Origin of the sequence: Mesorhizobium sp. M0800 (genome assembly GCF_040320095.1) — a bacterium.
Classification (GTDB): domain Bacteria; phylum Pseudomonadota; class Alphaproteobacteria; order Rhizobiales; family Rhizobiaceae; genus Mesorhizobium.
The window spans coordinates 1-13641 of sequence record NZ_JAMYOZ010000062.1 but is presented as its reverse complement, the minus strand read 5'-3'; the positions used below and the strand labels follow the sequence as shown (position 1 = coordinate 13641).

The following is a 13641-nucleotide window of genomic DNA, read 5'->3' as shown; positions in this document are numbered from 1 at the left end:
TCATCTTGGCACACAAGAGCGAGTTGCGGAACGTAGTCGGAATAACCTTCGTAACCGGTGAGCCAATTCATGTTCGATTCAGTCAAGACAAGCAGTGCGTCGACGCCACGCTCAGCCATTAGCTGACGCAGCCGAGCCGTGCGTTCGCGATACTCCTGTTGACTGAATGCGGGCATTGGCAGTTCTCCTATCTTGAAAAATGACGATTGCTCAAGGCAATCAACTCGGCTTTGCTATCTTCGAAGCGAAATATTGTGCCAACGCGCAACAGTTTCAAGAAAACCTGCGAATCTTGCCGAAATCCTTTAAAATAAGGCACCTAACGAGGGTCGAACAGGCAGAGTCTAAAAGGCTATAGGATAGGGCCGCTTGTATTATTTGTACGCGACAACCACGAGGCTTGGGCTATCGGATGTAAACGCTCCACCTTCCTCCCCATAAGCTTCAACAGTCTCGAACCCCGCGCTTCGCAACATGCGAACAAATTCAGAAAACCCATACTGTCTGAAAGAAAGGTGCGTTCGTCTAACGCATCCATCGCGGACGATAATCCTTTCGAGGTTCCGACGATCGCTTAGCACATCGTTGCTCATAATATCGATTCTTAGGTCGTCGTTACGCTGCACAATGTAAATAGGCGACTTGTGGCGCAAGAAGGCCAAGCGATTCGAGTAATCGATTAGAAGACGTCCGCCGTTTCGAAGTGAAGAAGCCGCTTCACGAATGACTTTCTCATTGTCTGCGTCCTCGAAATAACCAAACGTCGTGTACCAAAGAAAAACCGCGTCAAATCGATCTCGCCAAGGAAGCGAGCGCATGTCACCCAAAACATACTCAACATTTAATCCGCGTTTATCCGCATCCGCTTCAGCTTTTTTTAGCAAGATCGGCGAAATATCAAGCCCGGATACCTGCGCTCCTTTTTCAGCCAACCGGTTGGTAATCCGTCCATAACCGCATCCAAGTTCAAGAACTGGGCTGCCTTGTTTAAGAGAAAGAAGCTCCCAAATTGCTCCTGCTTGTCGGTCACTTACCTCCGGCGGATTGACCACATCGCCAAAATGAAAGTAATCTTCGCTGAAGTATTCTTCAAGAGATGGTAAGGTAATTTTACTGCTCACCTTGTCATTCATGTGTTTTCCTCTGCTTGGCGGACTATTTTATTTATTGTTTCATAGTTAGACGGATATTGAAAGAATACATTTATGAATTTTTTTTTTCGTGTTTAAATGTTTTTGCAACAGATCATTGATCTTACCGCGTTCGAGATTTTATCGCGGGCCGTATGTGGCCTGCTCGAGGGACTGCTCGTCAACATCGATCTCGCGGATGTGGTCCGGGCAGGGCGACGCATACTGGCCTTGAGCATATGAGTTGTTTCATCATCCGCCGTAGCGAGGCGCACGTCGCCGTGCTGGGCGCGCACTCGTCCGCCGGATCGCTCTGGCACGCGCTGGAAGGACAAGATCGGCACGGCCAACCTCGCCCAGACTGACCCGCTTCGTCTGGCACGAAGAGAGAAGCGCGTCCGCATGACGGCGAAAGCGGCGGAAAAGACCGATGTGATTTCGAACTCGGAAATCCGTCCAGCCCAAGCGCGAAGCCGTCGCGCATCTGAGGTCCGCTATGGGTCTGCCGGAGCGACGGGCCCGTGCCATCATCAGCGCTGATCGCAAGATGATCCGCTATCGGTCTCGCCAGCTACCGGAGATGACGGTGAGACTCTCGAGCATATCGTCTTCGCGCCAAACCGTTTGCATGTTGACTTCGTCGGCGGACACTGATCTCGCCAACGGGTTGGATAAGGGTTGGTGAGGACAGCGTGGGCGAGCGTTTGGAAACCGACTGCGCTGCGCACTTCGAAGCCGCGATGCGTCGATTGCCCTCCAATGACTGGGGGACAAGGAGCCATATTTCGAGGAACCGAATATTGGCGCCTCTCTCCCGCACAACGATCGGAGGCTGCCAACAGGCGAAAAAGCGGTTTCAACGCGGGAGGCTCTGCACGGGGATCTCTACTTTTCCCTGCTTGAGCTGTTCCAGAAGAGATCCGGTCGAGCTCTTCGTGATTGGAGGGGCAGCCGGGCCAGATCGTGCCGGAAATCCGCTTGGCCGATACCACGCCGACGGTGCGGATCGAGACACGGCCGTTGACCGAAACGGAAGCAGCGGATGAGTTCATGCCGCTCGATCGGCGGAGGCGCCGATTTCCGCCGCCCAGGTGAGGAAGGAACTGGACCAGATCGGTGGGGTACCTTCGAGGCGCACTCGCGGTCCGGCCGAACGGTCGGGGCGAGATACCGCCAGGGATCCGACCGCGCCGTGATCATCAGCGGTGGCCAGCACGCGAACGAGACGACGGGAATCGTCGGCGCGCTGAGGGCTGCCCGCAGGCTCGCGGAACGCCCGAGCGCGCATTTCGTCATCTCGCCCTTGGAAAATCCGGACGGCTATCAACTCCACTGGCGGCTCCGCACGGGAGGAATTCGCACAAGGCGGTCGCGTCCCACGGGGTAGATGCTATGGGGCGAGCGGCGAGGGTGTGGGAGCGCCGGCAACCAAAACGTTGCAATATTTCCTTCTAATAAGTTTCACAGAATCTTTGCGAGCGCGCACCGCTGACGATGGTACGCTCACCGCAAAGTCTAAGGTCGGGCACGGCTGAAAGCTGATGCCTGTTTACGATCATACCACCGTACAACCCAACGGAAGGTCAACGCCAATGGCGAGAAGGACGCTCATCCTGCTTGAAGGCACAAGGAGCAATGGTCTGCTATACGTCGAAGCGGCTCGGCGTCTTGGTCTTCATCCAATTACTCTTGCGGCTGATCCTGCTCAGTACGACTATCTTGCGGCGGAAGGAATTGAGGCAATTCGCGTCGATGCAGGCAATCTCGATGCGCTGATCCGCGAATGTTCCCGACTTCGTGCGACCTATGACATTGCTGGAATTACGAGCGCGAAGGAAGCATTCTATGCGACAATAGCCAAGCTCTGCCGGTATTTCGAAGTGCCGGGACCGAACCCTACAGCGATTGAACGATGCTGTGACAAATTCACTCAACGTCAACTCCTCGCGGAGGCCGGCGTTCCAATGCCTGCCTATCGCTTGGCCGCGAATGCGACGGACGTAGAAAGCTCCGCCGCGGAGATTGGCCTGCCGGTTGTTCTTAAACCAGCCGTCAGCAGCGGCAGCTGCGGTGTCCGATTGTGCCGCAATCTCGACGAGTTGACCGAACATACGACCTCCCTGTTGGGCGGGCAGCACATATGGCGGTCTACGCCGAGGATACTGGTCGAAGAGTTTGTTCAAGGCCCACAATATGTCTCCCACATAATGGGAAATGAGGTCATTGGGATTGAGGCCTCTGACTTCGGTCCCCCACCGCATTTCGTCCTTCGTGTGTTCACCTTTCCGGCCCTGCTGACTGATGACGAGCATGAGCGCATTGCCGATGTTTCGCTTAGCTGTTTGCCAGCTCTCGGCCTTGGCTGGGGGCCAACCAATATTGAACTCCGGTGGACGAAGCGTGGCCCAGTCGTCATTGAAGTCAATCCGCGTCTTGCTGGCGGTCCTCAACCGGTTCAGCTGGCTTACGGTGTCGATCTCGTCACCGAGCACATCAAGCTTGTCATCGGCGAGGAATGGAATCTGCGTAGAAGACGTTCGCATGTTGCGGGCTGGCGGGCCCTAATTCCTGATCGCGATGGCATCCTCGATTGGATCGGTGGTGACAAGCGGGCGGCTGCTGTCCCAGGTGTCGCCGAGGTCAAATTGTATGTTGAACCCAAGACGCCGATCGTCAGGAGCGGCGACTACCGAGACTCTATGGGACATGTCATCGCCGTTGCACCCAGCCATGCTCAGACCGAGGCGATACTTCAGCGTGCCGGCGACATGATCAGTTGGTCGATAACCCCATTTCCGAACCGTTAGCGAACGGGAAAAATCCGCGGCCTTACTTCCCCGCACCGGCGCAGGCCGCGCCAGGTGAGAGGGGATCGTCGCCAACTTTGGTGCAATTCAGAGCAACACGCGTTAACTCGAGTCCGGAACCATGGGTCATGCTCGCGCCAGCATTGGCTCCGACTGCAATTGTTGATAATCCTCGTATGGGGCCAGTACGAATTTCGTCTGCACATCATGGCCAGCGATGAAGGCACGACCGTAGATCGTCTCGTTTCGGTGACGAAGGTCATGGGCAGGACGTCCCCGTCGTCGACTCACACATCGCAGGGTATGCCGTTGATCATGCGGAGATTGATCGGACCCACATGCCTCTCGAACAGCCTGATCTGCGCCGCGTTGAATTCCGCCAGGCCGGGCAGGCGCACCAGGCGTGCCGTCACCTTGTCGACCAGCCACTCCGCCGCGTCCGCCCAGCCGGCATGGTGGCGCATTTGCAGGAAGAACCCCCTGGAAGCCATCCAACTTTCGAATCTGTGCGGCACATAGCCGGTGAGCGACCGAACATATTCGTGGGAGGGTAGCCGTGCAGGTTCAGGTGAAGCTTGGCCCCGCTCAGTCGCTCGGCTCCTAGCGCCGTGTAGCGCGCTGCGTGATGCTGGTGGTGCGGGTTGCCTCGACCAGTATTCTCGGCGAAGACCGCCAAATGTGCTTCCCGCTCAACAGGTAGCTCGTATGTTCGGCCAACTCATCGACATTGCGGCACAACCGGACTCCGCGGCTGCCGCTACCTACGGCTGGCTTAAGAATCACCGGCAGGCCGATCTCCGCGGCAGAGCGTTCCACGTTCGTCGCGTTTGTTGCCACGCGATAAGTTGGTATTGGAACGCCGGCCTCGGCAAGGAGCTGACGTTGAATGAATTTGTCGCAGCATCGCTCGATCGATGCGGGGTTGGGTCCCGGTAGATCGAAATGCCGGCAGAGGTTGGCAGCCGTCGCATAGAACGTCTCCGTCGCTGACGTAATGCCAACAATGTCATAGGAGGTGCCTAGTTGGGAACATTCGCGGATCAGCGCATCGAGATTGGCTGTATCGACACGGATTGCCTCAAGATTTCCGCCGTAGATAGTCGTACTGAGCTGGATCAGCCGACAGGGTAATTGGATGGAGACCTAGACGCTGGGCCGCTTGGACGAATAGCGGCGCGATACCCCTTGCATAACCTTCTACAAGGATGAGTGCTTTTCTTGCCATTGCCGTTGACCCTCCGTTTTGTGCTGTGCCGCGGTTCGAGCGTGGATCGGCGTCAGCTTCTGTAGCCTTGTCAGACCTTAGCATTACAGTTGCGCGTTTTATCGATCTCTAAATCCATGGGTGACCACGTTTCGGAGGTGGCGCGGATGCGGCCGCTGTTCACGCAGGAGCGGGTGACGGTTTCCGCGGAACGTTTTCTGGACGGTCTGCTGGGTGATGAGCCGCGCAAGACCGGGTGATTGATCGTGCCGAGCGCCGTACGCGCGCAAAGAACGGCCGGAGCGCGCCAGCGCGCGAACACGTCGATGAACAGGGTTTTGCGGGTGAGCGGCACGATCAGGCCGCCGGCGCCCTCAACGATCAAGGGATGGCTGACCCGGGGCAGAATGAGGCGATCAGGATCGATGGCTACGCCATCGAGCTCGGCGGTGCGTTGCGGTGACAGCGGCCGCGTCAGTCGCCAGGCTTCCGGTAAAGTCCGCTCGGGCGTCAGTTCGGCGAGCCGCACAACTGCCTGGCTGTCGGTTTCGCCGTCGAGGCCCGACTGCACCGGTTTCCAGTAGGCACCGCCCAGCAGGCCGACCCGGATGCGGTCGCCAAGCCGGGTGATCGCGATCTTGAAGGTTTCGTCCATGACAGTCGACTTGGGAGCGCGCGAGGCGTCAGTGATCGGGATCGTCAGCGAATAGCTCTTGACCCGATAGACCGGCAACTTGACGCCGTAGCGCTGCATGAAACCGGTGAATGGTTGCCGAGCGCCATCACAACCGCATCCGCCGCGATCCGCTCTTGATCGGTAACGACACCACGCACTTGGACACTATCTCGCTTTTAGATGATCATGATATATAAACGGCATTTGACGGAAGCCGCCGCGGCTATCATGTAAAATGACGCGAGCGGCATCTGACTGCCAAGTTAGAGGCGCGGCTCACACAGGCCGGATCGCAAACGCGCGAAGCTGTCTGTCAGATGGTTTGGTGCGGGCTTAGGGCTATAGCTTGCAGTGTCTGCTGTGGCCACGAAACGGGGAACCATAATGCTCTACCAAGATACAGTCGAATCCGAGGTGCTTGTCCATAAACCTTGGTTTGTCGCCCTGACGTTTGTCGTCGTGCTGGCGTTCTTTCTCATGTTTGATCTTGCTGACACGAGCTTCGGGGAGCTCATGCGACCGGTTATCGGCGAGCCGCATCAAAGCGGGCTTTATGGCCGTTTTGCAATAGCATTTGTAATTGCGGTCGTATTCTGCTCCAATATCGTACTAATAGGATTTGCGCCATTGCAGGTGCAAATCGGCACCGTGTGGCTTGAACTGTTGCTTCTGTTTCTGGCTTTCTTTAAGTCGTTTAACCTCAGTTTGCCATTCATCTGGGAGAACCTCCCTTTCCTGATCACCCAAGGTGTGGTAACCACGATTTATGTGTCGGCGCTTTCGCTAATCTTTGCGTCCTTGATCGCGATTATCGCCGCGATTGCAAAGCTCTCAAGCAATGGCTTCGCGTACGCGGTCGCCAGTTTTTACACTTCATTTTTTCGCGGGCTGCCTCTCCTGATGCAAATCTACCTGATTTACTTGGGGTTGCCGCAGTTGGGTATTGTGATCGACGCCGTTCCGTCCGGGATATTGGCGCTGTCGCTTTGTGTAGGCGCTTATATGACAGAAATCTTTCGAGCAGGCATCCAAAGCATCGACCGCGGCCAATGGGAGGCTTCGAGATCAATCGGCTTCGGCTTCGGTCTCACCATGCGCAGGATCATTCTACCGCAGGCGCTTCCCGTCATTATTCCTCCAATGGGAAACACATTCATCGGAATGCTGAAGGACAGCTCGCTCGTTTCGGTCCTCGGCGTCTGGGAGTTAACCTTTCTTGCTCGTACGATCGGTCAGCCGACCTTCCATCATATGGAAATGCTTGTAACGGCATCCCTGATCTACTGGATCATATCCGCTTGTCTCGAGGTTATTCAGGCGCGGATTGAGAATTATTTTGCGAGGAGTAAGGTGCGATGACGCCTATCAAAGCATACAAATTGAAAGGATTTGATGCCGGCGCACCTTTAACCGCGACAGACAATGCGCGGCACGTGCAGCCGCATTCGTCACAGGAATCTTCGGTAAAGACACAGATCATAATGGGCAATAATAAGATCATTGAGGCCACGCACGTCTCCAAGTGGTACGGCGCTTTTAGGGCACTGACGGATGTGAATCTTACCGTTCGAAAGGGGGAGCGCATCGTCATCTGCGGTCCCTCCGGATCAGGAAAGTCGACGTTGATCCGATGCTTCAACCGACTCGAAGCGCATCAAGAAGGGAACATCATCGTTAACGGAATCGCCTTGCACAATAAGATGCGCAACGTGACTGAGGTCCGCAAGAACGTCGGCATGGTGTTCCAACACTTCAACCTTTTCCCACACATGACGGTGCTGATGAACTGCATGGCAGGTCTAATGTGGATCAAAGGCGTGCCTGAAGCAGAGGCCAAGAAGACGGCGTTGCAATTCCTGGAACGCGTGCGCATTCCCGAACAGGCCAACAAATATCCGGTTCAGCTTTCAGGTGGACAGCAGCAGCGCGTAGCCATCGCACGTTCGCTATGCATGGAGCCAGCCGTCATGCTATTTGATGAGCCTACCTCTGCACTCGATCCGGAAATGGTATCGGAAGTCTTAGAAACGATGACGAGCCTTGCACGCGATGGCATGACGATGGTCTGCGTCACGCATGAAATGGGCTTTGCCCGCGCCGTAGCCGACCGGGTCATTTTTATGGACGTAGGTCGAATTGTGGAAGAAGCGCAGCCGAGCGAGTTTTTTACCAACCCTCAGCACGACAGAACAAAACTCTTTCTCAGCCAAATCTTGCAACATTAGGGCTTATCGTCTTCATACACGCGTGCCGAGCGATCAAACCACTTGTAAGCCGTGGATATACACTGCTCATCGAGAAGAAACACTAAAGCCTCTGCGGTTAATCTGATCAGGAACGGCGGTAACGAGATGAATGCCTGGCAGCCGCGGCTGGCCGTGAGCAACGGGTAGTCCTTGGCGCAGTGAATCTGCTGACGATTCAAGAACGGCCGCGAGCGGGTTCACCAGTTCCTGGGGACGCTGGGTTATTCGCCGTGGATGCATGCTCGCGCGTCACTTAGGAAGTGCCAGGTAGATTGGTCTGAAGTCATGGAAGGCGCCTTGCTGCGGTTTGGCGGGGTTCCGGCGGAAGTGCTGCTCGACAATGCGAAAATCCTAGTCGAGCATCATGTGCGGTGACGCGGGAGGTGTGCGCCTGCATACGTTCGCTCGATATGGGGGCTCCACACCAAGCGCTTGTGGCCCATAGCCGCGAGAGCATGAGGAATTGTGTGGCAGCGCCTAAGTTGAATAAATGAGGTATAGGCTGGGCGACAATTTTTCGCTGAGGCTCGCATTCTGAAAATGACCCGAAGTAAACGCCGTTCGTCATCGGCGACGAGTGAAACACCAATTTCGAACGAGACCGCGATGATCCTGCAATCCCGCATCTGGCGGAAGGATATCAGTCCCATTGTCGTGAGCGCTACGAACAGCCCACCTTTTCTTTGCTGATTGAGACCGCGAGATAAGCTCCTTCATCGACAGGAGTGGACGGGATGGTTGGAGATCGATGAAGCCGGGCATGATGGAGTCTACCGGCGGATCGAGGTGATCACCGGTCGACGCCAGCGGCGGAATTGGACCGACGAAGAGAAGGCGCGGATCCTTGCCGAAAGCGCAGAACTCGACGTGAACATCTCGGCCCTCGCCCGGCGTTGGTGCGTCAATCGCGGTTTGCTGAATGTCTGGCGCCGCGAAGCCGGGCTGACCTCTCGACGATCTTGAGCAAGCCTGCGAACAGCAGGCCATGTTCGTGCCGGTGACGTGGTTCGAGAACGAACGCTTCAACACCCGTGGCTGACGGGCCAAAGCAGGAGCGACGATCGCCTCGCGCAACATCGGTCGTTTGCCCAAGCACCTCCCACGGTATGAAGAGCTCATCCAGCCGGAGAGCAAGATTGCCCGTGGTGCTCGTTCGAACTTCATTGCATCGGTACGGACGTCAGCGAGGCACTCGACATCGTGCCCGCGATCGTCCCGGTAAAGCGGACGATCCGGCCGCGCTATGCATGCTGGGCCTGCGAAAGCGTCATTGTGCAAGCGCCCGCGCCGGCGCGCGTGATGAATGGCGGCATGGTGACCACGGCGTTGCAGCCCATGTCGCCGTTTCGAAGTTTGCTTGGCATCTGCCGCTCCATCGCTAGGCCCAGATGCTTGCGTCCTGCGACGTGGTTATCGATCGAGGCACGCTCGGCGCCTGGGTGACGCGGGTCGCCTGGTGGCTCGAGCTTCTCTACGATGCGCTTACCGCCTTCATCCGCTCCCCGCCAAAGGTGTTCTGTGACGAGACGCCGCTTCCGCGGCTCGATTGCGGATTCCGACGTGAAGCCGGCCGCCATTCCGATCAAAGACCGGCCACCATTCCGATTTGAAGCCGGCCACCGTTCCAATCAAAAGCCGGCCAGTTTTCGGCACTGAAGATTACCTCCTGGGTCAGCAACTTTGGCATCAATCACCTCGCCATGAACGGGGACATTTTGATGCCGGCAAAGAGAAGGCTGACCATGAGACAATTGAGACAAATGCTGCGGCTTGCCGGAAGCGGGACGAGCTCCCGCGAGATTGCGGTCGTATTGGGGATAGCGCGCAGTACGGTGCAGGATAATTTGCAGCGTGCAGCCGCGGTTGGATTGAGCTGGCCCTTGCCGGGCGAGCTGACCGACGATGCGCTTGAACACAAGCTCTTCAGTCGCAACGGCGTCAAACAGGGCACGCGACGACGCACGGAACCGAACTGGCCCGATCTTGCGGTCGAGCTCAAGAAGCCCGGCGTCACCTTGCTCATCCTGTGGGAGGAGTATCGTGGGTCGCATCCCTACGGTTACGGCTATAGTCGCTTTTGTGAACTTCTAAGGGGATTTAAGCAGCGACTGTCACCGACGATGCGCCAGGAGCATGCGGCCGGCGACAAGGTCTTCGTGGATTATTCCGGCAAAAAGATTCCGATTGTCGATCGCAAAACCGGTGAGATCCGCGAGGCGGAGATCTTCGTGGCGGTGCTGGGTGCGTCCAGCTACACCTTTGCCGAGGCCACCTGGACGCAAACGCTCCCCGACTGGATTGGCTCGCATGTCCGGATGTTTCGTTTTTTTCATGGCGTTCCCAGACTCGTCATTCCCGACAATCTGAAGTCTGGCGTCAGTCGAGCCAGTTTTTACGATCCCGAGATCAACCGCAGCTACGGCATGATGGCTTCCCACTATGGCGTCGGCGTTCTTCCGGCACGGCCAAGAAAGCCCCGGGATAAATCGAAAGTGGAGAATGGAGTGCGTTTCGCCTAGTCCTGCATTTTGGGGCGTCTGCGCAATCAGACCTTCTTCTCGCTTGCTGAAGCCAATGCCGCCATTGCCCAGGCGCTCGATCGCATCAACGACCACGTCATGCGCCGGCTGGGCGTCAGTCGCCGGCAGCTCTTCGAGACCGTCGAGCGCCCGGCTTTGGCCAGTCTTCCACTGGAGGATTACGAGTTTGCCGAATGGCGTTTGGCCCGCGTCTCGACGGATTATCATGTCGAGTTCAAGACCTTCTTTTATTCCGTGCCCCACAGCCTCATTCGTCAGCAGGTCGATCTGAGAGCAACGGCGCGCACCATCGAGATCTTCCACCGCGGCAAGCGCGTCGCGGTGCATCAGCGCCGCTATGGAGGTCCTCGCCATGGAACCGATCGGGATCACATGCCCAGTTCCCACCGGCGCTATGCCGAATGGACGCCGGAGCGCTTTCGCCGCTGGGCCACTTCGATCGGGCCGCAAACCGAAGGTCTGGTCATCGCAATTCTCGCCAGCCGTCCGCATCCCGAGCAGGGCTTTCGAACATGTCTGGGCATCCTACGCCTGTTTCGGGACATCGATCGCAATCGGGCCGAAGCCGTGTCAGCCCGCGCTGTCGAGATCGGTGGCCTGAACTGCAAGAGCATTGCTTCGCTCATCGCCAACCACAAAGCCGCACGCCATTCCACCGAACCAACCGCCATCGTCGATCACGCCAATCTGCGTGGCCCTGATTACTTTCATTGAGGAGATCCACCCATGCTGATCAATCCCACCATCGACATGCTGCGAGAGCTCGGCCTTTACGGCATGGCAACCGCTTTCCAGGAACTCGACGCACAGTCCGAAGTGCGCGGCCTCGAGCATGGCGAATGGCTTGCCATGCTGCTCGAACGCGAGGCGACCATGCGCCGCCAGAAGCGTTTCGAGGCTCGCGCCAGGGCTGCCAAGCTTCGCCATGACGCGCAGATCGAGAATGCCGACTTCCGCGCCGCACGCGGCCTCCACCGCAATATGTTCATGGCGCTTGCCGGCTGCGACTGGATCAGAAAGCATCACGGTCTTCTTGTCACCGGGCCAGCCGGCGTCGGCAAAAGCTGGCTTGCCTGCGCTCTTGGCCACCAGGCCTGCCGCGAAGACTTCTCAGTCGCCAACCACCGGGTTCCCCGGCTGTCCGCCGCCCTCGCGCTTGCAAGAGGCGACGGGCGATACGGCAGGATCCTCAAATCTCTTGCCAGGACCGACCTGCTGATCCTCGATGACTGGGGACCTGAAAAACTCAATGACGACCAACGCCGCGATCTCCTGGAGATCATTGAGGATCGCTACGAACGACGCTCAACCATCGTCACAAGTCAGGTGCCCGTGGATCGCTGGTGGGAAATTATTGCAAACCCAACTTTGGCCGACGCCATCCTGGATCGCCTCGTTCACAACGCCTATCGCATCGATCTCACCGGTGAAAGCATGCGAAAACAGCGCCCCGATCGTCCCCGAAAACACCGAAGCTTGACCTGAAACAAAACCCAACCCAAACATCAACGAGACCCAGGATCAGACCGAAAACTGGCCGCCTTCAAATCGGAATGGTGGCCGGAATGAAATCGGAATGACTGGCCGGCTTCAAATCGGAATCGGTGGCCGGCTTCATCGGAATACGCAGCTCGATCCGGGGCGCAAACGCACCAAGCTTTGCCAACATTGGGCGCAGGCGGTCGACTATCGGCCATGGAATGGTCCGGCGTCGCCGGCGGTAGCCTATACTTTTGCCGAAAGCCGCAGCGCTCGCGAGGTGCGGGGCAACTGTCTGCGCATTTCGCAAAAGCCGGACAGGGGTTCCGGTCCGGGATTTAGCGAAAAGGGTATCCGGGAATTACCGAAACACGCAAACTGTTGTCGTTTGCCAGCGTGCTTCAGGTTGTTGGGTATCAAGCGTATAAAACCTTGGCCAAGCGCAGGGGGAAGAGCAATGTCGCCCCGATGCGGCTGGCGTTCTGCCTTGCTCATTATCTCACGTCCGGTTTTATCTGGCGTAGCGGTTCGTGAACGTCGGCAATTGCCGAAAAAAGATCCGGCCACATCTCTGGAAAAAGTTAAAGTGACTGGAGGAAAGAAAGTAGATCCGGCTTCGGTTTCCACGGCTTGTCTCGGGTCGCTTCGATGCCCGCATGTTTCCAGAACGTTTCGGGCGCATCGCGTCTCATCTTCAGGTTCGTTGAGATATAACGTAAGCATCCGGTAGGGACCGCGGCGTGCCGGATTTGAAGGGACAACTAGCTGTCGCCGGTTAGCCAGTTGGATCGAGCTGGTCTCGAATGATTCCGCGAAGGGCCGGTCCGACAGGTCCCACAGCAGGTCTTCATCCTGGCCCAGGATTTGGGCGATGCGCCGGATCGTGAAGACGTAGGCGATCGCTGCCATGGTTCAGGCGGCTGCCGTTTGCTGATCGGGCTTTCTCCATTCCCACGGTAGCAATTCAGGAAGCCGGCTATGCGGGATGCCGGCGATGCGCGCGAGCACGTCGGCCAGCCAGGGCCAACGATATAACGGTTGTGGTGGCAATGCTCGAATGGCCGAGATAATCGCGGATGACAGCCACGTCGGTAACGGCGCGAAGAGGATGATTTTGTTGAGGAGGATCACCGCCGCTCGCCAAAAGTCCTCGATCTGGATCGAACAGATAAGAGCGCCGACGCCCGCCTTCGCGGTCGGCTTGCTACGCTATGATCTCGGGCGCATCATATCCAGGCGTGACTGTTCCGTCCGCATGGATATCGGCAGCATACGCGGACATTCGGGTGGCGTTACGATCGTCGATTGGGATTAATTAAAAGGGTTCCGCCGTAAGCGGGGAACGCATGGGTGATAGCATTCGTCTGTTAGTGACCGCATCATCAGTGCCTACACGTCCCCCATAAGCGCCTTTAGATGAGGCCCGTGAAGGGTTTGCGCACCAACCCTCCGATGAAGAACTCGACCATCGAGGTGAAGTCGAAGACAGGAATTTGGGTAGCCTGCTGAACCGCATGAGTGAAAGGCGGCAGATCGCCGCACTCCAGCAGCAGCATACC

Annotated in this window: 9 protein-coding genes and 7 pseudogenes; 10 read left to right on the top strand and 6 right to left on the bottom strand. The window is 57.1% G+C overall.

The annotated features are described in order from the left end of the window. Together NKI18_RS32885 and NKI18_RS32880 are read right to left on the bottom strand one after the other, a co-directional pair. The coding region (locus NKI18_RS32885) for an aminopeptidase P family N-terminal domain-containing protein (protein ID WP_353021974.1) at positions 1-176 on the bottom strand (176 nt) is incomplete at its 3' end. A 198-nt stretch (positions 177-374) separates the two neighbouring features. Continuing rightward, on the bottom strand, positions 375-1133 hold the full coding sequence (locus NKI18_RS32880; protein WP_353021968.1) for a class I SAM-dependent methyltransferase: 759 nt from the start codon (positions 1131-1133) through the stop codon (positions 375-377). A 1039-nt stretch (positions 1134-2172) separates the two neighbouring features. On the opposite strand from NKI18_RS32880, the gene NKI18_RS32870 reads away from it, so the two are divergent. Continuing rightward, positions 2173-2517: a M14 family zinc carboxypeptidase gene (locus NKI18_RS32870; RefSeq protein WP_353021965.1), complete on the top strand. Its 345-nt coding sequence runs from the start codon at positions 2173-2175 to the stop codon at positions 2515-2517. A 205-nt stretch (positions 2518-2722) separates the two neighbouring features. Continuing rightward, a complete protein-coding gene (locus NKI18_RS32865; protein WP_353021971.1) occupies positions 2723-3937 on the top strand; it encodes an ATP-grasp domain-containing protein in 1215 nt (404 codons plus the stop codon). A gap of 287 nt (positions 3938-4224) precedes the next feature. On the opposite strand, the gene NKI18_RS32860 is transcribed toward NKI18_RS32865, so the two are convergent. The 3 genes and pseudogenes from NKI18_RS32860 to bioD form a co-directional block, all read right to left on the bottom strand. Next, on the bottom strand, positions 4225-4428 hold the full coding sequence (locus NKI18_RS32860) for a hypothetical protein (protein ID WP_353021963.1): 204 nt from the start codon (positions 4426-4428) through the stop codon (positions 4225-4227). Positions 4429-4582: 154 nt separating this feature from the next. Next, a pseudogene (locus NKI18_RS32855) lies at positions 4583-5162 on the bottom strand (ATP-grasp domain-containing protein); the annotation flags it as partial. A gap of 226 nt (positions 5163-5388) precedes the next feature. Continuing rightward, positions 5389-5796 (bottom strand): annotated as a pseudogene (gene bioD, locus NKI18_RS32850) (ATP-dependent dethiobiotin synthetase BioD); the annotation flags it as partial. 405 nt (positions 5797-6201) lie between these two features. Here bioD and NKI18_RS32845 point away from each other — a divergent pair. The 8 genes and pseudogenes from NKI18_RS32845 to NKI18_RS32810 all read left to right on the top strand — a co-directional run. Continuing rightward, on the top strand, positions 6202-7176 hold the full coding sequence (locus tag NKI18_RS32845; RefSeq protein WP_353021960.1) for an amino acid ABC transporter permease: 975 nt from the start codon (positions 6202-6204) through the stop codon (positions 7174-7176). Positions 7177-7298: 122 nt separating this feature from the next. Beyond that, positions 7299-8042, top strand: coding sequence for an amino acid ABC transporter ATP-binding protein (locus NKI18_RS32840; protein ID WP_352824088.1), 744 nt, complete (start codon positions 7299-7301; stop codon positions 8040-8042). A gap of 207 nt (positions 8043-8249) precedes the next feature. Further along, positions 8250-8505: pseudogene (locus NKI18_RS32835) on the top strand (IS21 family transposase); the annotation flags it as partial. A gap of 296 nt (positions 8506-8801) precedes the next feature. Then, positions 8802-9066 (top strand): annotated as a pseudogene (locus NKI18_RS32830) (transposase); the annotation flags it as partial. 46 nt (positions 9067-9112) lie between these two features. Further along, positions 9113-9625: pseudogene (locus NKI18_RS32825) on the top strand (IS66 family transposase); the annotation flags it as partial. 180 nt (positions 9626-9805) lie between these two features. Then, a pseudogene (gene istA, locus NKI18_RS32820) lies at positions 9806-11317 on the top strand (IS21 family transposase). A 12-nt stretch (positions 11318-11329) separates the two neighbouring features. Next, entirely contained in the window at positions 11330-12088 is a 759-nt protein-coding gene (istB, locus tag NKI18_RS32815; protein ID WP_353021957.1) for an IS21-like element helper ATPase IstB, read from the top strand. Between the two features lie 142 nt (positions 12089-12230). Next, positions 12231-12577: pseudogene (locus NKI18_RS32810) on the top strand (hypothetical protein); the annotation flags it as partial. A gap of 417 nt (positions 12578-12994) precedes the next feature. Here the strand turns inward: NKI18_RS32810 and NKI18_RS32805 are convergent. Continuing rightward, positions 12995-13213 (bottom strand): hypothetical protein, encoded by a 219-nt coding sequence (locus NKI18_RS32805; RefSeq protein ID WP_353021977.1) that lies wholly within the window; start codon positions 13211-13213, stop codon positions 12995-12997. Positions 13214-13641: the final 428 nt, after the last annotated feature.